Source organism: Hydrogenovibrio sp., from assembly GCF_965140365.1.
In the GTDB taxonomy this organism is placed as follows: Bacteria; Pseudomonadota; Gammaproteobacteria; order Thiomicrospirales; family Thiomicrospiraceae; genus Hydrogenovibrio.
The window spans coordinates 1,245,741-1,266,772 of sequence record NZ_OZ223196.1; the positions used below are offsets into that span (position 1 = coordinate 1,245,741).

16 protein-coding genes and 4 tRNA genes are annotated in these 21,032 nt (G+C 48.2%); 18 read left to right on the plus strand and 2 right to left on the minus strand.

Annotated elements, in window-relative coordinates:
- Positions 1 to 254: 254 nt before the first annotated feature.
- From AC0KH7_RS05945 to AC0KH7_RS05965, 5 genes are all read left to right on the plus strand, one after another.
- Positions 255 to 1,562, plus strand: coding sequence for an NAD(P)/FAD-dependent oxidoreductase (locus AC0KH7_RS05945; RefSeq protein ID WP_472357386.1), 1,308 nt, complete (start codon positions 255 to 257; stop codon positions 1,560 to 1,562).
- A gap of 133 nt (positions 1,563 to 1,695) precedes the next feature.
- Positions 1,696 to 2,322 carry a trimeric intracellular cation channel family protein gene (locus tag AC0KH7_RS05950; RefSeq protein ID WP_472371603.1) on the plus strand — a complete coding sequence of 209 codons (627 nt, stop codon included), beginning with the start codon at positions 1,696 to 1,698 and terminating at the stop codon, positions 2,320 to 2,322.
- 14 nt (positions 2,323 to 2,336) lie between these two features.
- A complete protein-coding gene (locus AC0KH7_RS05955) occupies positions 2,337 to 3,587 on the plus strand; it encodes a lipoprotein-releasing ABC transporter permease subunit (protein WP_472371605.1) in 1,251 nt (416 codons plus the stop codon).
- On the plus strand, positions 3,580 to 4,281 hold the full coding sequence (gene lolD / locus AC0KH7_RS05960) for a lipoprotein-releasing ABC transporter ATP-binding protein LolD (RefSeq protein WP_472371607.1): 702 nt from the start codon (positions 3,580 to 3,582) through the stop codon (positions 4,279 to 4,281). Before AC0KH7_RS05955 ends, lolD begins: the two co-directional genes overlap by 8 nt.
- A gap of 1 nt (position 4,282) precedes the next feature.
- Positions 4,283 to 6,244 (plus strand): ABC-F family ATP-binding cassette domain-containing protein, encoded by a 1,962-nt coding sequence (locus AC0KH7_RS05965; protein ID WP_472371609.1) that lies wholly within the window; start codon positions 4,283 to 4,285, stop codon positions 6,242 to 6,244.
- A gap of 87 nt (positions 6,245 to 6,331) precedes the next feature.
- Here the strand turns inward: AC0KH7_RS05965 and AC0KH7_RS05970 are convergent, their stop codons facing one another.
- The gene (locus AC0KH7_RS05970) at positions 6,332 to 6,541 is read right to left on the minus strand and encodes a YgaP family membrane protein (protein ID WP_472371611.1); all 210 of its coding nucleotides are present in this window, start codon (positions 6,539 to 6,541) and stop codon (positions 6,332 to 6,334) included.
- A 253-nt stretch (positions 6,542 to 6,794) separates the two neighbouring features.
- Here AC0KH7_RS05970 and tig point away from each other — a divergent pair, with 253 nt between their 5' ends.
- The 9 genes from tig (at position 6,795) to AC0KH7_RS06015 (ending at position 13,683) form a co-directional block, all read left to right on the plus strand.
- Positions 6,795 to 8,105 carry a trigger factor gene (gene tig, locus AC0KH7_RS05975; protein WP_472371613.1) on the plus strand — a complete coding sequence of 437 codons (1,311 nt, stop codon included), beginning with the start codon at positions 6,795 to 6,797 and terminating at the stop codon, positions 8,103 to 8,105.
- Between the two features lie 198 nt (positions 8,106 to 8,303).
- Positions 8,304 to 8,906, plus strand: a complete 603-nt coding sequence (gene clpP, locus AC0KH7_RS05980; protein ID WP_472371615.1) for an ATP-dependent Clp endopeptidase proteolytic subunit ClpP — start codon at positions 8,304 to 8,306, stop codon at positions 8,904 to 8,906.
- Between the two features lie 20 nt (positions 8,907 to 8,926).
- A complete protein-coding gene (gene clpX, locus AC0KH7_RS05985; RefSeq protein ID WP_472371617.1) occupies positions 8,927 to 10,177 on the plus strand; it encodes an ATP-dependent Clp protease ATP-binding subunit ClpX in 1,251 nt (416 codons plus the stop codon).
- Positions 10,178 to 10,235: 58 nt separating this feature from the next.
- Entirely contained in the window at positions 10,236 to 12,689 is a 2,454-nt protein-coding gene (gene lon, locus AC0KH7_RS05990) for an endopeptidase La (protein ID WP_472371619.1), read from the plus strand.
- Positions 12,690 to 12,805: 116 nt separating this feature from the next.
- A complete protein-coding gene (locus AC0KH7_RS05995; RefSeq protein WP_029938087.1) occupies positions 12,806 to 13,078 on the plus strand; it encodes an HU family DNA-binding protein in 273 nt (90 codons plus the stop codon).
- Between the two features lie 212 nt (positions 13,079 to 13,290).
- A tRNA-Val gene (locus AC0KH7_RS06000) sits at positions 13,291 to 13,366 on the plus strand.
- 15 nt (positions 13,367 to 13,381) lie between these two features.
- Positions 13,382 to 13,458: transfer RNA gene (locus tag AC0KH7_RS06005), tRNA-Asp, on the plus strand.
- Positions 13,459 to 13,494: 36 nt separating this feature from the next.
- Positions 13,495 to 13,570, plus strand: a tRNA-Val gene (locus AC0KH7_RS06010).
- 36 nt (positions 13,571 to 13,606) lie between these two features.
- A tRNA-Asp gene (locus AC0KH7_RS06015) sits at positions 13,607 to 13,683 on the plus strand.
- Positions 13,684 to 13,852: 169 nt separating this feature from the next.
- Here the strand turns inward: AC0KH7_RS06015 and AC0KH7_RS06020 are convergent.
- Complete coding sequence (locus AC0KH7_RS06020) at positions 13,853 to 14,629, minus strand: enoyl-ACP reductase FabI (RefSeq protein WP_472371621.1); 777 nt, start codon at positions 14,627 to 14,629, stop codon at positions 13,853 to 13,855.
- Positions 14,630 to 14,806: 177 nt separating this feature from the next.
- Here AC0KH7_RS06020 and AC0KH7_RS06025 point away from each other — a divergent pair, with 177 nt between their 5' ends.
- Genes AC0KH7_RS06025 through AC0KH7_RS06040 form a run of 4 tightly spaced genes read left to right on the plus strand, consistent with a single transcriptional unit; the run spans position 14,807 to position 21,021 of the window.
- The gene (locus AC0KH7_RS06025; protein ID WP_472371623.1) at positions 14,807 to 16,993 is read left to right on the plus strand and encodes an ABC transporter substrate-binding protein; all 2,187 of its coding nucleotides are present in this window, start codon (positions 14,807 to 14,809) and stop codon (positions 16,991 to 16,993) included.
- The gene (locus AC0KH7_RS06030; protein ID WP_472371625.1) at positions 16,994 to 17,974 is read left to right on the plus strand and encodes an ABC transporter permease; all 981 of its coding nucleotides are present in this window, start codon (positions 16,994 to 16,996) and stop codon (positions 17,972 to 17,974) included.
- Positions 17,971 to 19,332: an ABC transporter permease gene (locus AC0KH7_RS06035; protein ID WP_472371627.1), complete on the plus strand. Its 1,362-nt coding sequence runs from the start codon at positions 17,971 to 17,973 to the stop codon at positions 19,330 to 19,332. The genes AC0KH7_RS06030 and AC0KH7_RS06035 overlap by 4 nt, the downstream gene beginning before the upstream one ends.
- Before the next feature lie 15 nt (positions 19,333 to 19,347).
- Positions 19,348 to 21,021, plus strand: a complete 1,674-nt coding sequence (locus tag AC0KH7_RS06040; protein ID WP_472371629.1) for an ABC transporter ATP-binding protein — start codon at positions 19,348 to 19,350, stop codon at positions 21,019 to 21,021.
- Positions 21,022 to 21,032: the final 11 nt, after the last annotated feature.

Here is a 21,032-nt window from a genome sequence, read left to right on the forward strand (position 1 = left end):
AATTTATTTTTAATTTGAATATTAATGCTTCATTATTTCCGGTCAAGAAGTCTGTGGTAACTCAAAAACAGCACGGATAGGGCGTCTCGGTCAAGACGGCCGCCACTTTCCGGCTCGGATTTCTCAAATAAAAATCAGATAAGCGCTTGATGTTATAGCGGGATTCAGCGTTTTCGGGATCTGAACCCTAAAACCTTTTCTTGTTTGACGGTTTAAGTGCAATTTCTAGAGATACGAATGAAAAGGAACGAAAAATGGCAACAATTGTTGTAGTAGGATCAAGCACCGGTGGTCTACCGATGGCTTACGATGTTCGTAAGCACCTAGGCAAAGAACACACCATCAAAGTCGTAAACGCTATCGACGAGTTTAATTTCGTCCCATCCAACCCGTGGGTGGCCGTTGGCTGGCGTAAGCCGGAAGACATTTCTTTCAAGCTGGAACCGCATTTGACGCGTAAAGGCATCGAGTTCTACCACCAGACTGTGACGAAGCTGGATGCTCCGAACAACAAAATCACTTTGGATGACGGTAACGAAATGGACTACGATTACCTGATTCTGGCCACCGGCCCGGCATTGGCATTTGAAGAAATTGAAGGCTTTGGGCCGAAGAGCCACGGCGGGAACACGGTTTCCGTTTGTACGACGCCGCACGCGACCGAAGCGTTCGAGCAGTGGGAAGAGTTCTGCGAGAATCCTGGTCCAATCGTTGTAGGCGCGGTACAGGGCGCTTCTTGTTATGGACCAGCTTACGAGTTTGCGATGATTATGGAAACGGATTTGCGTAAGCGTAAGATTCGTAGCCAGGTGCCAATGACGTTTGTAACCTCTGAGCCTTACATCGGTCATTTGGGACTAGGTGGTGTCGGTGACTCCAAAGGGTTGATGGAAAACGAAATGCGTGATCGTCATATTAATTGGATCTGCAACGCTAAAGTCACCAAGATTGAAGACGGCAAGATGTATGTTGATGAGCACAATAATAAAGGTGAAGTCATTGATCAGCATGAATTGCCATTTAAATATTCCATGATGTTGCCGGCGTTTAAGGGGTCTAAATTCCTGCAAGAATTGGCGGAGCCTGAAAATATGGGTGGTCCTTTGGTCAACCCGCGCGGTTTCGTTAAGGTGGATAACTTTAGCCGTAATCCAGCGTTTCATAATATTTATGCTCTGGGTGTTGGGATTGCGATTCCACCGGTTGAAAAAACGCCGGTTCCGGTTGGTACACCAAAAACCGGGTTGATGATCGAGTCAATGGTGACCGCGATCTGCCACAACATTGAAGCGAATTTGGAAGGCAAGGAACCGGATGCCGAGCCAACTTGGAACACCGTTTGTCTGGCCGACATGGGGGACACGGGTGCGGCCTTTGTGGCCTTACCGCAAATTCCACCACGTAACCTGACTTGGGCGAAGCGTGGTAAGTGGGTTCACTTGGCGAAAATCGCATTTGAAAAATACTTCATTCGTAATATGAAAGCTGGTAACTCCGAGCCGATTTATCAGAAGTATATTATGAAAATGTTGGGGATCAACCGTTTGAAATCCGACAAATAAGACGCTCTTTGTCTTTGAATAAAAACGCCCTCCTTGTGAGGGCGTTTTTGTTTGTGCCGCTTATGGACACAAGGATGAATTCCTGGCGTTTAAAGTCATCATTGCCGCAAGGCTTTGCTTTATAATAAGCGCCATGAATTTAGCCTTCACCCTTCATTATCTGGATTTGCTTGGCACTATGGTGTTTGCCATGACCGGGTTATTGGCGGCCAGCCGGAAACAGCTTGATTTATTCGGTGCCATTGTCATTGCCATGGTGACGGCCGTCGGTGGCGGCACCTTACGTGATTTGATCTTAGATCAACCGGTTTTTTGGTTGTCGCAAAACATCTATATTTATGTAGTGGTGGTGTCAACCCTGTTCCTGTTTTTCTACGCGCGTTTTCGTACCATACCGACGCGGTTGTTACTGTTTTTGGATGCGTTGGGGCTGGCGGTGTTCAGTGTGATTGGCGCTCAAAAAGCCATGGCATTGGGCTTGTCCGACCCCATTGTGATTATGACCGGGGTTATGACCGGTGTGGTTGGTGGCGTGATTCGTGATGTTTTGATGGGCGAAGTGCCATTGATTTTCCGTAAGGAAATCTATGCGACGGCTTCTTTTGCCGGCATCAGTTTATTGTTGCTGATGGAAGGTTGGGGTGTGTCGGCGGATGTGTCGGTCATCGTGTCGATTTTAGTGATTTTTATCTTGCGGGCGTGGGCGGTGCAATTCAATATTGGATTGCCGGTGTTCCAGCCCGTAAATACGCAGGATTAAATTAAGAGTTTTCTATGTTCAAACTGCCATTTGAGTTGTTATTGGGGATGCGCTATACCCGGGCTAAAAAACGGAATGGATTTATTTCGTTTATTTCGCTGTCCTCGATTATCGGGATTGCGTTGGGCGTCACGGCCTTGGTGACGGTGATGTCGATTATGAATGGGTTCCAGCAAGAATTGCGCGACCGTATTTTAGACATGACGGCGCATATGACCTTGTCCGAGCGCGGCGAACGGTTACACCATTGGCAGGACTTGTACGGCATCGTGAAAACCTTGCCCCATGTAAAGGGCGCGGCACCGAATGCCATGGGGCAGGGTATGTTGACGGCGGGGGATCGTGTTAAAGGTGTTTTGGTGAGAGGTATTTTGCCGCAGTATGAAGGCCAGGTGGCGGATGTTCAGTCCAAAATGGTTTATGGGCAAATCGATGACCTAAAATCCCGCGATTACAACATTATTATTGGTACGGAGCTGGCGAATGGCTTGGGTGTATCGGTGGGAGACAAAGTCACGTTGGTGGCCCCGCAGGCCTCGATTTCGCCGATGGGAATTATGCCACGTTTAAAGCGATTTACCGTGTCCGGCCTGTTTGAAGTGGGGATGCACGAATACGACAGCGCATTGGCGCTGGTGCATATGAATGATGCCCAGCGAGTGTTCAAGCTGGGTGATGCGGTGTCGGCTTTGCAATTGCGGTTGGATGATTTGTTCGCGGTTCGCACGGTGCGTAATGAAATTGCCGATGATATTGATCAGGTGTTGTACATCCGTGACTGGACGCAGCAACACGCTAACTTCTTTAAAGCCATTGAAATGGAAAAGCGCATGATGTTCATCGTGCTGGCGTTGATTATCATGGTGGCGGCATTCAATATCGTGTCGACCATGGTCATGGTGGTTACGGACAAACAAAAAGACATTGCGGTGCTGCGTACTATTGGTGCCAGTCCGGCCAGTATTCAAGCCATTTTTATGGTGCAGGGCTTAATTATCGGGGTTGTCGGCGCTTTGATGGGGATTGTCGGTGGGGTGGCGATTTCCCTGAATATTGATGTGATCGTACCGTTTATTGAAAACCTGTTCGGCTTTAAGTTCTTCCCGGCGGACATTTATTACATCAGCAAAATTCCGTCCGATCTACATTGGGACGATGTTTGGGTGGTGTCAGGCCTGGCGTTTGTTTTAACTTTATTAGCCACGATTTACCCGGCCCGACGCGCGGCCAAGACTCAACCCGCGGAGGCTTTGCGTTATGAGTAATGTTATTCTTCATGCCACGAACTTGGAAAAAGAATACCGTGACGGCAAGTTGGTGACGCCGGTCATCAAAGGTTTGGACTTTGAACTGAAAACCAATGAAAAGGTGGCCATTGTCGGCAGCTCGGGTTCCGGTAAAAGTACGTTATTGCATTTGTTGGCTGGCTTGGATACACCGACCGCCGGTGAGGTCGGCCTTGTCGGGCAGGATTTTTCCCGGCTCAGTGAGGTAAAACGTGGGCGATTGCGTAATGAGTATATGGGGTTTGTGTATCAGTTTCATTTTTTACTGCCGGAATTGAGCGCACTGGAGAATACCATGTTGCCGTTGCGAGTGGCGCGTCAACCCGCACAGCAAGCGCAAAAGGAAGCGGAAGCTTTGCTTGAACGGGTTGGTTTGGGGCATCGCATGGCACATAAACCGGCCGAATTGTCGGGTGGTGAGCGTCAGCGGGTGGCCATTGCCCGCGCGTTGATTACACGCCCCGCCTGTGTGCTGGCCGATGAACCGACCGGGAACCTGGATGAAACCTCTGCGCAACAGGTGTTTGATTTGATGCTGGAGTTGAATCAGGAGCTTGAAACCGCTTTGTTGGTTGTCACGCACGATTTGAAATTGGCAGCGAAAATGGACCGGCAATATCAGTTATCGGAAGGTCATTTTGTAACACCGGATCGCGTGGTGACGCCCGTCTGATATGCTCAGTATTCAATCTGTTACATTGACGGCCGGGACAAAGGTCCTGTTGGAAAATACATCTTTGGTCGTCCACCCAGGGCAAAAAATTGGTTTGATTGGTGCCAATGGCGCCGGAAAATCCACGCTGCTCAAAGCCATTTTAAACGAAGTGCCGCTGGATACCGGCACCATCGCGATGCCCGATGCTTGGCAAGTGGGGTATGTGGAGCAGGAACAAACGCACCTGTATATGAAGGCACTGGATTACGTGATGTTCGGTGACAGTCTCTATGCTCAAGCTCGCGACAAAATTCAGCAGGCCGAGCGGGATAACCATCACGAACGGTTGGTGGCGGCTTACGATGAGTTGGACCATATTGATGGCTATGACGTGCCGATGAAAGCCCAGCAGTTGATGTATGGCTTAGGGTTTAAAGAAGCGGACTTTGATAAACCCCTTGAAGCGTTTTCCGGTGGTTGGCAGGTGCGGCTAAAACTGGGGCGAGCTCTGATGCAACGCGCCGATTTACTCCTGCTGGACGAACCGACTAACCACTTGGATATTGAAGCGGTTTCCTGGTTGGTACAGTGGTTAAAATCCTTTCAAGGCGCGGTCATGGTTATTTCCCATGATCGACACTTCTTGGACGAGGTGGTGCAGGGTATTGCCCAACTTGATCAGGGGCGTATTCACTATTTTACCGGCAACTTTGCCGCGTTTGAGCGTCAGCGTAATGAACAGTTGATGCAACAACAGGCGTTGCACGATAAGCAAAAGCAACAGATGCAGCATTTGAAGTCGTTTATTGAACGTTTCAAAGCCAAGGCGTCCAAAGCTAAACAGGCGCAAAGCCGTGTCAAAGCCATGGAGCGTATTGAGCAAGTCGCCGCCGTTCAAGCAACCAACCCGTTTCAATTTCAACTGGCCGAACCCGACCATCTTCCCGACCCGATGCTGAATGTCGAACAATTGAGTTTTGGCTATGGCGATGAACCGATTTTGCAAGAAGCCTCTTTGGTGTTGCGCGCCGGTGATCGCATTGGTTTGGTCGGGGTGAACGGTTCCGGGAAATCGACGTTGTTAAAGTTGTTGATTCGGGATCTGCAACCGAAAACCGGGGTGGTCAAACACAGCAAAGGCTTGAAGATCGGTTATTTCGCGCAACATCAATTGGAAGCTTTGAACCCGAATCAAACCCCTTTGGCACATATGTTGGCACTCGGAAAAGAGATGATGACGAACATTACCGACCAAGAAGCACGGGACTTTCTTGGGCGGTTCGGTTTTGGGCATGATAAAGCCTTGTCACCGGTCAAACCGTTTTCCGGTGGCGAAAAGGCGCGTTTATCCTTGGCGTTGATGGTGTATCAAAAACCTAACTTAGTGATTTTGGATGAACCGACCAACCATTTGGATATGGAAACCCGTGACGCGCTGGAAATGGCCTTGCAAGAGTTTTCCGGCGCCTTGATTCTGGTGACGCACGATCAGCATTTGTTGTCGAGTATTGTCGATCAGTTTTGGTGGGTACACGATACTCGGGTGGAACGTTATGCCGGTGACTTGGAAAGTTACTTGCAACAACGGTTAAAACGCCTGAAAGAACAGCAAGCGAGTATCAAAGCTGAAAAAGCGGCTAATTCGGCCAGGCCTGGTGATTCTTTGGATGACAGTGGGGCCGTTAACAAAAAAGCACAACGTCAGGAAAACGCTCAATTCCGCAAGCGTCTTAAAGAAGCGACGCGTACACAAACCAAGCGTTTAGCTCAAGTGGAAAAAGCGTTATCGAACACGCAGGGTGAGTTAACGAAAATTCATGCGACGATGGAGGATTCCAGTTTATACGAGGCCAGTCGTTCCGAAGAGTTGACCGCCTTGCTGAAAGAAGAGGCGCGTTTGACCGCTGACATTGAAGCGCTGGAAGAAGAATGGCTGTTGTTGGAATCGGAAATCGAAGAGATCACCGAGACGTTTGAATAGTTGTGTCAACCGAGTTGTGTATTTTTAAATAAAAAGGCTGCATATTAAGTTACATATCGCAGCCTTTTTACCGGATGCCGCCTGTTTTTAACAGTTGCGGAAAGCGCAGCCGTGTTTCAGGCCGAATTTACGCAGGATGTACACCATTGGGCAAAATCCGGTCAAACCGGAAATCAACAGGTTCAAACCGATGAAGCCGGTTAACAGCAACCAGGCCGGTGTGTAAGCATATGCCAGGATGGCCGACAGTAACACCATTATTCCAACCATTAGCATCATGAATTTTTCAATAACCATCTTTGTTAGCCTCTTTGTAAATATCGTTATATAAAATAAGCGTTAATAGATACATTTTGTATATAACCCAATATGTTAATTTTATCACAGTCGTGCTCTTTGGCGAAAGAGGGGATTAAATTTCCGGCTATGTCTTTCATTAATTTAATAAAATCGGTATAATTCCGCGTTTATTTTAGTTAGAGAATAAACCGCCGAACGGGATGTTGTAATTCTGTTCACGAACTGGATTTTAATTTTTGAGATTAAACACATGCAAGTAACAGTAGAAAAGCCGGATACAGGCCTTGAACACAAAATTAACGTCACGCTGCCAGCGGGTGATTTAGACAGTAAAGTTGAAAAGCGTTTGGCCCAGATGCGTCGTACCGTGAAAATGGATGGTTTCCGTCCTGGAAAAGTCCCTATGAGCATTGTGAAAAAGCGTTATGGCGGTCAGGTTCGTCAGGAAATGATGGGCGAAACGGTTCAGCAGTCTTTCTATGAAGCGATTGCAAACGAATCATTGAATGTCGCCGGTTATCCGCAATTTCAGGAATTGGATGAAAAAGACGGCAACATCATCTACTCGGCGACTTTTGAAGTTTTTCCTGAAATCAAACTGCCAAAATTCTCAAGTTTGACCGTGGAAACGGTTAAATCCGAAGTCACGGACAAAGACGTTGAGAATATGATGACCAAGTTGCGTGAACAAAAAATGGCTTGGAAAACCGCCAGCGCCGCTAAAAAAGCCCGTAAAGGCGAACAGGTGATTATCGATTTCGTCGGCAAGAAAGACGGGGTTGAGTTCGAAGGCGGTAAAGCCGAAAACGTACCTTTAGAAATTGGTTCCGGTCGTATGATTCCTGGTTTTGAAGACGGCATTATCGGCATGAAAAAGGGAGAGGAAAAAACCATTGAGGTGACTTTCCCAGAAGACTATCAGTCAGAGGAATTGAAAGGGCAGACCGTTACATTCGACATTACCGTACACTCAGTACAAAAGAAAGTCTTGCCAGAGATCGACGAAGAATTCGTTAAGTCGTTTGGCATTGAAGAAGGCACCGAAGAAGCGTTGGTCAACGAAATTCGTTCCAATATGGAAAAAGAATTGCAACGTGCCGTTGAAAACCAAAACCGTACCGCTGTTTTGGATGCCTTGTCTGACAAAGTAGACGTTACTTTGCCACAAGCCCTAATTGATCAAGAAGCGTCTGCATTGATGCAGCGTCAAGTTGAACAATTCCAGCAGCAAGGCTTGAAAGCGGAAGACATCGGTTTGACACTGGATGCCTTTAAGCCGGATGCGGAAAAACGCGTCAAAATCGGTTTGGTTCTAGGTGAAGTCATTAAAGAGAATAAAATCGAAGCGACGGAAGACGCCAGAAAAGCGTTTATCGAAGATCAGGCATCGGCTTATGAGGACCCTCAGGAAGTCATCGACTGGTATGCGAAAAACCCACAGGCTCAAAAAGAAATCGATGCGATTTTGGTTGAAAGAGAGATTGCTAACACTGTCTTGAAAGAAGCCAAAGTCAAAGAAGTTTCGAAATCGTTTGAAGAGATCGTTAGCCCAGCCGCTTAAACGGTTTTTAACGTCCTTAAAAAACTTAACCGCTGTTGCAAAATAATGTCATTTTGTAACAAGGTTAAGTTTTTTTTTGCCTGATAAAAGGCTAAGATAGAACCATCTATATGGTAAATTTTCGATGGAACAATCGAAACTTCGAGCCTGTTTTCAGGCTGTCGAAGAAAAATTAAATAAAAATAAAGGTTTATTTGAATGCATTCAACACCGATCCAAGACGCTTTAATTCCAATGGTCATCGAACAAACGAGCCGAGGAGAGCGTTCGTTTGATATTTATTCCCGCCTGTTGAAAGAGCGCGTTATCTTTTTAGTCGGGCAGGTAGAGGACCAGATGGCGAATTTAATTGTCGCGCAATTATTGTTTTTGGAATCTGAAAACCCGGATAAAGACATTCATTTATACATTAACTCGCCGGGTGGCAGTGTGACGGCCGGCATGGCCATTTACGATACGATGCGATTCATTAAACCGGATGTCAGCACCATGTGTATTGGTCAAGCGGCGAGTATGGGATCATTTTTGTTGTCCGCCGGGGCGGAAGGCAAGCGTTTTGCCTTGCCGAATTCGCGGGTTATGATTCACCAACCATTGGGTGGCTTTCAAGGGCAGGCTTCGGATATTGAAATCCACGCGAAAGAAATCATGCAAATTAAAGGTCGTCTGAATCAGGCATTGGCCGAGCATACCGGTCAACCACTGGATGTGATCGAACGTGACACAGATCGTGATAACTTCATGAGTGCGCAAGAAGCATGTGATTACGGTTTGGTTGACCAAGTACTAACACGTCGTTAATAGAAAGAAAAGGCAGTCGGATGAGTGAAAAAACGTTGTATTGTTCATTTTGCGGTAAAGCGCAGGATGAAGTGAAAAAATTGATTGCAGGCCCTTCTGTTTATATTTGTGACGAATGTGTTGAGCTGTGTAATGACATTTTAAAAGAAGAGTTTGGCGAAGAGGAGTTGAGTGCTTTTGAACTTGACAACCTGCCAACACCACATGAAATCAGTCTAATTTTGAACGATTATGTGATCGGGCAAGAGCATGCTAAAAAAGTGCTGTCCGTGGCGGTGTATAACCACTATAAGCGTTTGCAAAACGGCTATCAAAAAGACGATGTCGAGCTAAACAAAAGTAATATTCTGTTGATCGGGCCGACCGGTTCCGGTAAGACCTTGCTGGCACAGACGCTGGCACGCTTGTTGGATGTTCCGTTTGCCATCGCGGATGCCACGACGTTGACCGAGGCCGGTTACGTGGGTGAAGATGTTGAAAGCATCGTACTGAAGTTGTTGCAACGTTGCGACAACGATGCGGAAAAGGCGGAAAGAGGCATCATCTATATTGATGAAATCGACAAAATTACCCGTAAATCGGAAAACCCGTCGATTACCCGAGACGTTTCCGGTGAAGGGGTGCAGCAGGCGTTGTTGAAGTTGATTGAGGGAACGGTCGCGAATATCCCACCGCAAGGCGGGCGTAAGCACCCAAACCAAGATATGATTCAGGTCGACACCTCGAAGATTCTGTTTATTGTTGGCGGGGCCTTTGAAGGGTTGGATAAGCTGATCGAACAGCGTACGGATAAAAACACGGGCATCGGCTTCTCGGCCGAAGTGAAATCGCAAGATTCTAAAGCGTCTTTGTCGGAGCGCTTCCAGGGTATTGAGCCGGAAGATTTGGTGAAGTTTGGTTTGATTCCGGAATTTGTCGGGCGTTTGCCGGTGGTTGCGGCGCTGGAAGAGTTGGATGAGAAAGCCTTGATTCAGATTTTGACCGAACCGAAAAATGCTCTAATCAAACAGTATCAAAAAATGTTCGAGCTGGAAGGCGTGGAACTGCAGTTCCGTAAGGATGCGTTGATGGAAATTGCCAAAATGGCGATTGAACGTAAAACCGGTGCTCGTGGCTTAAGATCCATCTTGGAAAAAACTTTGCTTGATACGATGTACGATTTGCCGAGCATGCAGAATGTCGAAAAAGTCGTGATTAACAAAGCCGTGATCAAAGGCACTAAAAAACCGATGCTAATGTATCAGGAATCGGACGAAAAAGCCTCCGGCTAAACCAGCGTCACGCTTAATGGCGTAGGATAATAACGATAATAAAAGATTGGAACGCATTATGGACATAGACCAAATAGAATTCAAAACCAACGTGTTTGTTTTAGCTTTACGGGATGTGGTGGTTTTTCCAGGTATGGTGGTGCCGTTGTTTGTTGGGCGCCCGAAGTCAATGAATGCTTTGAATGCGGCTATGAAGGAAGACAAGCAGATTTTCCTGATTACCCAGCAAAATGCCACTGAAGAAACGCCGACCATCGATAATTTATACCGTATCGGCGTGATGGCCAATATCCTGCAGTTGTTGAAATTGCCGGATGGCACGCTGAAAGTGCTGGTGGAAGGGGTTAAACGGTTTGAGTTATTGGAGTTGAATAACGAAGAGTCGTTTTTGACCGGCGATATTCAACAGGTCCCGTCCGACGAAACGCTGGATAATGACGGCGTTGTGTTAGTGCGTACCATTCAAGAGCGTTTTCAGGATTACGCCGATCTGAAGAAAAAAATTCCATCCGAAGTTCAGAAAAGTATTCAAAAAACGACCGAACCGAATCGGTTGGTGGACACCATTTCCGCAAATTTGAAATTGGGCATCGAAGAAAAACAACAGCTATTGGAAATTTTATCCATTAACGATCGTTTGGAGCATATTCTCAGCACCATTGAGACCGAAATCGACTTGCTGGAATCTGAACAACGCATTAATTCTCGCGTGAAGAAAAAGATGGATCAAACGCAGCGCAATTTCTATTTGAATACCAAGCTGCAGGCGATTCACGAAGAGTTAGGTGAAGCCTCGGAAGACGGTGTCAGTGAAATGACCAAGCTGAAAGAGCAAATTGATGCCGTCGGAATGACGCCGGCTGCCTTGAAAGTGGCTGAAGAAGAACTGAAAAAATTAAAAATGATGTCGCCTCAATCGCCGGAAGCGAATGTTGTACGCACTTATATTGAATGGCTCGTGGCCATTCCATGGAAAAAACGCACACGCGTTTCCAAAGACCTGAATAAAGCACAAACCATTTTAGACAAACAGCATTATGGTTTGGAAAAGGTGAAAGAGCGTATCATTGAATATTTAGCGGTGCAAAAGCGGGTCAAAAAAATCAAAGGGCCGATTTTGTGCCTGGTTGGACCGCCTGGTGTGGGTAAAACCTCGCTGGCACGCTCCATTGCCGAAGCCACCAATCGCCATTATGTGCGTATGTCGCTTGGTGGTGTGCGAGATGAGGCCGAAATTCGTGGACACCGTAAAACCTATTTGGGTGCGATGCCGGGACGCGTGATTCAAAAAATGAAAACCGCCGGAACGCGTAATCCATTGTTTTTATTGGATGAAATCGACAAAATGGCACGCGATCAGCGTGGCGATCCAGCCAGTGCGTTATTGGAGGTACTGGACCCCGAGCAGAACAAAGCGTTTAACGACCACTATTTGGAAGTTGATTATGACTTGTCTGACGTGATGTTCGTCGCCACCTCCAATTCCATGGATATTCCGGAACCCTTGTTGGATCGAATGGAAATCATTGATCTGGCCGGTTATACCGAAAACGAAAAGTTGAACATTGCGTCTCAGCATTTGCTGCCGCGAGAAATGAAAGACCACGGCCTGAAAGCAGACGAAATTAAAGTGCCGCAGGAATCGATACTGAAAATTATCCAAACGTATACGCGGGAAGCCGGTGTGCGTTTACTGGATCAGAAGCTGGCCAAAATTTGCCGTAAGTCCGTTAAGGAAATCGTGACTGGCGAAGCAGAAGCGCCAATTCAAGTCATGCCGAAAGATTTGGAAAAATACTTGGGTGTGGCTAAATACCGATTCGGGTTGGCGGAAGAGAAAAATCAGGTCGGCCAAGTGGCGGGCTTGGCTTGGACGCGTGTTGGTGGCGACTTGTTGCGTATTGAAGCGACAGCCATGCCTGGTAAGGGTAAAAACACGTCTACCGGGCAACTGGGTAGCGTGATGCAAGAGTCGACCCAGACAGCGATGAGCGTGATTCGCAGTCGCAGCAAGGAGTTGGGGCTGGAAGACGATTTTTATGAAAAGCAGGACATTCATTTGCATTTTCCGGAAGGGGCGATCAAGAAAGATGGTCCGAGTGCCGGGATTGCGATTTGTACCGCCATTGCTTCTGTATTGACGCAAATTCCGGTGCGTTCCGACGTGGCCATGACCGGCGAGATCACGTTGCGTGGTGAGGTCTTGCCGATTGGTGGGTTGAAAGAAAAGCTGCTGGCCGCGGCGAGAGGCGGCATTAAAACCGTTTTGATTCCGTATGAGAATGTCCGGGATTTGTCGGAAATCTCCGAGGAAGTGAAAGCCGGCTTGGATATTCATCCTGTGCAATGGATTGATGAGGTGTTTAAAATTGCATTGGAGTCGTTGCCGACGGCTAGCGATGACGATGAGGCTTTGGCTGAGATCAGCATGAAAGGTGCCGAAATGGGAAAAATCATTGCGGATAAGGAAACTTCCAAGCAAATTTTGAAAAAAGATCAAAAAAGACATTAATTTTGTAAACTTTTCCTTTTAACAGGCTTGACAGTAAATGTTGAACGCTGATATAACTACCACAAGCCTTAATTTGGGTGGAAAGAATACTTAATACTTATGGAGAAACTCACATCATGAATAAGACCGAATTAGTTAGTGCGATCGCTGAAGAAGCAGGTTTAACGAAAGCAGATGCCGCTAAAGCGCTAGAAGCAACTGTCTCTACTGTCACAAAAGCTTTGAGCTCAGGTGATTCAGTCGCCATCATCGGGTTTGGTACTTTTAAAGTTGGTGAGCGTTCAGCGCGTACTGGTCGTAACCCTCAAACAGGTGCAGAAATGCAAATCCCTGCGGCAAAAGTTCCTAAGTTCTCAGCTGGTAAAGCACTTAAGGACGCTGTTAACTAAGACCGAAATCGTCTTAATAGCTGTCAAAACCCCTCAAATTTAATCAAATCAATAGGTTAAATTATGAGGGGTTTTTTTATGTCAGAAATTTGTAAAAAAAGCGTCCAAATTGTTTGACAACGTCGCTTAAGTACTTATAATACGCCCATCAGTTGAGGCAAGCTCAGACAGCGTCTGAAACGGCCTTAAGCGCAAAAGAATAAATCAGAGTTGGGTGATTAGCTCAGTTGGGAGAGCATCGCCCTTACAAGGCGAGGGTCACTGGTTCGAGCCCAGTATCACCCACCAGTTTTGATTTGATTCGGAGTGGTAGTTCAGTTGGTTAGAATACCTGCCTGTCACGCAGGGGGTCGCGGGTTCGAGTCCCGTCCACTCCGCCATTTATTTTGCACTGATTCGAATTGTTTCTACGATTCGGGTGATTAGCTCAGTTGGGAGAGCATCGCCCTTACAAGGCGAGGGTCACTGGTTCGAGCCCAGTATCACCCACCATATTGTTTCGATGATTAGTCAATCATCACCCTGTTCGGAGTGGTAGTTCAGCCGGTTAGAATACCTGCCTGTCACGCAGGGGGTCGCGGGTTCGAATCCCGTCCACTCCGCCATTTATCCTTCTCTAGCTTAATTTTTCACTTTTATCTCTTTGATGATTGTTTTGGCTTTCTGTTGAATCCCGTTTTTGTGGATTGGTATTTCTTTGAATTTCAGATATAAAAAAAGCCCCTGACGGAGCTTTGTATGAAATGGCCAGGCCTGGCCATTTTCGTGGCGCTATCAGTTGCTGGCCGTAGTGTTGTAACCGCCATCGACATAGGTGATTTCACCCGTGATACCAGATGCTAAGTCAGAGCATAAGAAGGCGGCGGTGTTGCCGACTTCTTCAATGCTGACGTTACGGCGTAAAGGCGTGGCCGCCGCCGCTTTATCCAGCATGCTGCGGAAGTCTTTGATACCGGAAGCCGCCAGGGTGCGAATCGGTCCGGCCGATACCGCGTTAACGCGGATGCCGTCTTGTCCCAAGTCGGCCGCCAGATACCGTACAGTTGCTTCCAAAGACGCTTTGGCAATGCCCATAACGTTGTAGTTGGGAACCGCTCTTTCCGCGCCCAGGTAAGAGACGGTGATGACTGAACCGTTGTTTTTGTTCAGCATGTCGTAACCGGCTTTGGTCAAAGCCGTCAGGCTGTAAGCGGAAATGTCGTGCGCCACGGAGAAGCCGGAGCGGGTTGAGGCGTCAATCATGCGGCCTTCCAATTCTTCGCGCGGTGCGAAAGCGACCGAGTGAACCAGAATGTCCAAACCGTCCCATTGTTTGCCCAGTTCGGCAAAAACATTGTCGATTTGTTCGTCCGATGTGACGTCCAAGGGGAGAACGATATGGCTGCCCAGTTCTTCAGCGATTTTTTCAACGCGACTTTTCAGTTTTTCGGTTTGGTAGGTCAGGGCGATTTCCGCACCTTGTTCGTGCATTTGTTTGGCGATGCCGTATGCAATGGATTTGTTATTGGCGACCCCGACAATCAGGGCTTTTTTTCCCGCAAGAAATCCCATTTTGACTCCTTTGTTCTACTAGGTTGTTTCCGAAAATGTACAAAAATAATTCAGATCATTATAACGTTAAAAACGGGCTATAATGATCTTCTTTTTATTTGAAAAAACATTCGTAATTTTGATAACCTAGTTCAAATGTCGAGTCAATTCAAATCTCTCTTATAAAGCGGATGAAGCGTGATTGGTAACTTCTTAAAAATCAGTGTGATTTTGTCGGTAATCATGTTTTTTTCCGGCTGTGACGGCAGCCGATGGAATAGTCCTTATGAACTGTCGCAGGTGGAAGAGCCGGTGCTGTTTTCGGCTTTTTCATCCCGCCCGAAACATCTTGATCCGGTGATTTCCTATAATGCCAATGAATGGTCGATTATCAGCCAAGTATACGAGCCGCCGCTGCAATACCATTATCTAAAACGTCCTTATACCCTCGAACCCTTGACTCTCACAGGGATGCCGACGGTGACTTTTTTGAACCAAGCTGGAGAGCCGGTATCTGAGGACTCCGGCGAGGTCGCGTTTTCGGAATATCGATTTGAGTTGAAACCGAACATCTATTTTCAACCGCACCCGGCTTTCGTAAAAGATGCTCAAGGGCAACCGGCCTTGGTACCACTTTCCCGCGAGCAGCTTGAAGGCATTCGAACCTTGGAAGACTTCACCCAAACCGATACCCGCCCTTTGAACGCGAACGATTATGCTTATGCCATTAAGCGCATGGCGGTGACCAGCAACCATTCCCCGATACTGGGCACGATGAAGTCATTGATTGTTGGCATGGACGCCTTTTCGAAAGCGGTGTCGGCCGAACCTATAACTGTGTCGGAGCTGAGAAAAAAGAATTTGCCAGGCGTTCAAGTGGTGTCGGACCGAGAGTGGCGCATTCGCATTAACGGCGTGTACCCACAATTTTTGTACTGGTTGAGCATGAATTTCTTCGCGCCGATTCCTTGGGAAGCGGAGGTGTTTTACGATCAGCCAGGCCTGGCGGAAAAGAATATTTCGTTGGACACCTATCCTGTCGGCACCGGCCCGTATCAGTTGGTGGAGAACGATCCGAACCGCCGTATGCGCTTGTTGGCCAACCCGAATTATCACCACGGTTTTTATCCGACCGATGGCTTGCCTGAAGGGGCAAATCCGAATTTGCTGAACGATGCCGGTAAGCCGTTGCCGTTCATTAAGGAAGTCATCTATTCTCTGGAAAAGGAAAGCGTGCCTTTGTGGAATAAATTTCTGCAAGGGTATTACGATGCGTCCGGCGTCAGCTCCGATAGTTTCGACCAGGCGATTTCGGTCTCTTCCGGCGGCGATTTGAGCTTAACGCCGGAAATGCAGAACAAGGGCATTCGCTTCTTGAATGTGGTGGAACCCACGGTGTTTTTTTTCGGCTTCAATATGCTCGATCCGGTGGTCGGGGGCTACAGCGAGAAACAACAAAAGCTGCGTCAAGCCATTAGCATTGCTCTGAACGAAGAAGAATTCATTTCCATTTTCCTGAATGGGCGCGGGGTGGTGGCGCAAGGCCCGATTCCGCCCGGTATTTTCGGTTATGAAAATGGCGAATCGGGCATTAATCCATTTGTGTATAACTGGCAGAAGGGTCATCCACAGCGTAAATCGATTGAGACCGCCAAGCATTTGCTGGCCGAAGCCGGTTATCCGAATGGTCGCAAACCGAATGGGGAGCCGTTGGTGTTGCACTACGATACGGCGGCCACCGGGCCAAACAGTAAATCGCAGTTGAACTGGTATCGTAAACAGTTCGCTAAGCTGGGTATTGAACTGGTGATTCGGGCTACCGATTACAACCGCTTCCAGGATAAGATGCGCACCGGGCAAGGACAGATGTTTTCCTGGGGTTGGAATGCAGATTACCCGGATCCGGAAAATTTCTTGTTTTTGTTGGATGGCGAGCAGTCGACCGTTAAAAACAAAGGCGCGGGCATCAATTACGCCAATTACGATAATCCGGAATTTAACCGTCTGTTCAAGCAAATCAAAACCATGTCAAACGGGCCGGAACGTTTAGCGTTGATTCGAAAAATGGTGCGCGTCGCGCAGCAGGATGCGCCTTGGTCCTGGGGCTTTAATCCGAAAAGCCTGGCCTTGTATCACAGCTGGTATCACAATGCCTGGGCGAACCCGTTGGCCAATAACACCTTAAAATACAAACGTTTGGACCCAAAACTTCGAGCGAAAAAACAGATTGAATGGAATCCGCCGGTGTTATGGCCATTGATTTTGGTGCTGGTACTGTTGCTGGTGTCCATATATCCGTTAGTTCGCGCCTATCAAAAACGGCAAAAAACTTCGATTGACACGCATGATTTAACCCATGGTTCACATGACTCGGGAGGCGTGTAAATGCTGGCTTATATCGTAAGACGCTTGTTGTTCGCCATTCCGATTCTGATTGGGGTGAACCTGATTACCTTTGCGTTGTTTTTCATGGTGAACACACCGGACGATATGGCGCGAACCCATTTGGGGGCCAAGCAGACCACGCCGGAAATGATCGAAGCCTGGAAGCAGGACCACGGTTATGACAAGCCGCTGTTCTATAATGAAAAAGCACCAGGCCTGGGCGTTTTGACCGATACCTTGTTTGTGAATGAATCCGTTAAGCTTTTTACTTTTGACTTCGGCCAGTCGGATGACGGCCGACAGATTTCCGCCGACATTCAGGAGCGCATGTGGCCGAGTCTGGCCATTGCCTTACCGACCTTCCTCATCGGTTTGGTGACCAATATTTCATTGGCATTGCTGATTGTCCTGTTCCGAGGATCGGTGCTCGACAGCGTGACCATGATGGTGGCGGTGGCGATTATGTCGATTTCCGGGCTGTTCTACATCATCGCTGGCCAGGTGCTGTTCAGCAAAATTTGGCACTGGGTGCCGATTTCCGGTTACAGCGAAGGCTGGGATGCCTTTAAGTTCTTGATTTTGCCGGTGGCCATTGGCGTTTTCGCCGGGTTGGGTGCCGGCGTGCGTTGGTATCGCAGCATTTTCCTAGAAGAAATCAATAAGGATTACATTCGCACGGCTCGGGCCAAAGGCTTGTCTGAAATCAAATTGCTGTTCGGTCATTTATTGCAAAACGGGCTGCTGCCGATTCTGACCGGCGTGGTGGTGGTGATTCCGACCTTGTTCATGGGCAGTTTGATTATGGAGTCCTTCTTCGGTATTCCAGGCCTGGGCAGTTATACGATTGACGCCATCAATGCGCAGGACTTCGCCATCGTGAAGTCGATGGTGTTCCTCGGTTCGGTGTTGTACATCATCGGCCTGATTCTCACCGATATTTCCTATACGGTGTTTGACCCGAGAGTGAGGTTGAACGGATGATGGGGATCAGCTTGGAAATGCTTTGGACGGATTACATGATCTGGGGGCTGATGCTGGCCTTGGTGGTTTGGGCACGTTTAATCAGCCGTTCGCCTCAAGTACGCCACCAGTGGTTACAGATTTTCGAATCGCGCTTAGCGATGGTTTCCGCGATTCTGTTAATGGTGTATTTGCTGATTGCACTGATGGATTCGGTGCATTTTCGTGTCGAAGCGTCGCCCACGCATTTGTCGGAGAACCAAAGCGTGCTGGATACCGCCTTGCCGCATTTGGCAAGTGATCAGGAACGCACTTACTCCGCCCCGTTTGCGACAACCGAATACAATAAGAGCTTAGAGATCGGCAGCGATGGCCGTGTTGAACAGCGTTATCGCCCTTTGAAGCATGTGGAACCGGTTTCGATTATTCAAGCCAGTCTGGAAGCCGCTTTGACTGGATTGCTGATCAGTTTGTTGCTGATTTTATTGCACGCCTTGTGGCGATCTCGAGTTCACCGACTGGCGTTACTGGCTTATCTCCGTCAAGTGCTTCGCAACCAAACCCGCCTGCCTTGGCGGGCCGGCTATTTGACGCTGATTTTGGTGGTTGTCTTTCTGACTTGGTTGTATCACCTCAGTTTCTTCTATCATGTCTTCGGCACCGACAAGGTGGGGAACGATGTGTTGTACGAATCCTTGAAGAGCATCCGCACCGGCGTGTTGATCGGGGTGTTGACCACCTTGGTGATGTTGCCGCTATCGTTGGTTCTGGGCATCAGCGCCGGTTTGTTCCGTGGCTGGGTGGATGACGTCATTCAATACCTTTACACCACCTTGAACTCAATTCCCGGTGTTTTATTGATTGCCGCCGCCGTACTGGTGATGCAGGCGATTATGAGTAATAATCCGGAATGGTTCAGCAGTACCGAAGAGCGAGCCGATATTCGCTTGCTGTTCCTGATTTTTATTCTCGGCATGACCAGTTGGACCGGACTGTGCCGGTTGCTTCGGGCCGAAACCCTGAAAATCAGCCAAGTCGATTATGTTACAGCCTCGAAAGCGTTTGGCGTCAGCCGTTTCCGCATCATTGGCCGTCACATCATGCCGAACGTCATGCATATTGTATTGATTGCGGTGGTATTGGATTTCAGCGGGTTGGTGTTGGCCGAGGCCGTTTTATCGTATGTCGGCGTCGGGGTGGACCCGACCATGCACAGCTGGGGCAATATGATCAATCAGGCACGTTTGGAAATGGCGCGGGAACCCATGGTCTGGTGGTCGCTGTTTTCCGCTTTCTTCTTTATGTTTATCTTGGTGCTGGCCGCCAATTTATTCTCGGATCGAGTGCAAACCGTGCTGGATCCGCGTAATCAGAAATAATGTTAGGATGAATCTATGGCATCACAAGAACCCGTATTAAACGTTGAACACCTGGAAATCAAAGCCGGTGAGACAGCGCTGGTCAAAAACGTCAGCTTTCAGATTCAGCCGGGGGAAATTTTCGCTTTGGTCGGCGAATCGGGCAGTGGTAAATCTTTGACGTCGTTGGCGATTATGCGTTTGTTGCCGGAAGCGTTGGACATCACCGGCGGCCAGGTCGTTCTTAACGACGAAAGCCTGTTTTTGTTGCCGGAAGTGAAAATGCAGCGTGTGCGAGGACAGCAGGTGGCGATGATTTTTCAGGAGCCGATGACATCCTTGAACCCAGTGATGAAAGTGGGCGATCAGGTGGCCGAGGCTTTGAAAATTCATTTAAAAATGAATCGTCAGGCCGCCCGTAAAAAAGTGATTAGCCTGTTTGAGGAAGTCGGGATTCCTGATCCGGAAGCGCGTTATGACTGGTATCCGCACCAATTATCCGGCGGGCAAAAACAACGGGTGATGATTGCAATGGCGTTGGCCTGTGAACCGGATTTATTAATTGCGGATGAACCAACGACCGCCTTGGACGTGACCATTCAGGCTCAAGTATTGAAACTGCTGAAGCGATTGCGCGATGAGCGAGGCCTGGCGATTTTGTTCATTACTCATGATATGGGTGTGGTGAATGAAATGGCGGACCGTGTGGCGGTGATGAAGCAGGGCGAGTTAGTCGAGCAAGCGGATAAAGCGCATTTCTTTTCAAACCCGACTCACCCTTACACTCAAAAACTACTGGCCGATGCCGTGCCGAAGCTGACTTATAAGCCGGTTTCCGAAGCGCGCAGTCTGTTACGCATCAGCGATTTAAAGGTGCATTTTCCCATTAAAAAAGGCATTTTCCAACGTACCGTCGGCTATGTGAAAGCGGTGGACGGCGTCAATTTAGCGATTAACCGCGGGGAAACGCTGGCGCTGGTTGGCGAATCCGGCAGCGGAAAAAGCACCATCGGGCAAGCGATTCTTCGGTTGGTGGACGCCACTTACGGTGAAGTGGAATTTCATACCGAATCGGAAATCGTCGATTTATTACCCTTGAACGAACGCCATATGAAGCCGTTCCGGAAACGGGTACAGGTAATTTTTCAGGACCCGTTTTCGGCGTTGAACCCGCGAATGCAGATTCGCGACATTATTCGTGAGGGTATGAATACCTTGAAGGTCGGGCCAAAAAGCGCGGCGGATCAGGATGAGCGTATTGATGAATTGTTGGAGCAAGTCGGGCTGCTGCCGGAGCATAAGTTCCGTTATCCGCATGAGTTTTCCGGCGGGCAGCGGCAACGCATCGGCATTGCCCGTGCCTTGGCGGTGGAACCGGAATTGATTATTTGTGACGAGCCGACCAGTGCGTTGGACGTGTCCGTCCGGGCACAGGTGCTGGATTTATTGAACCGGTTGCAACAGCAGTATCATATGTCGTATTTATTCATCACCCATGACTTATCGATTATTCCGGCCATTGCGCATCAGGTGGCCGTGATGAAAGAAGGGCAAATTGTTGAACAAGGGCCGGTGGAAGACATTATGCTAAATCCACAGCATGAGTATACACGCCAGCTACTGGACTCGGCACCGGAATTGATTAAACAAGCTTTCCATCGTGATCCGAAGCTGGAAATGGCTGCAATTAAAGACCCGATAACACCTTGATGGCATCGCAG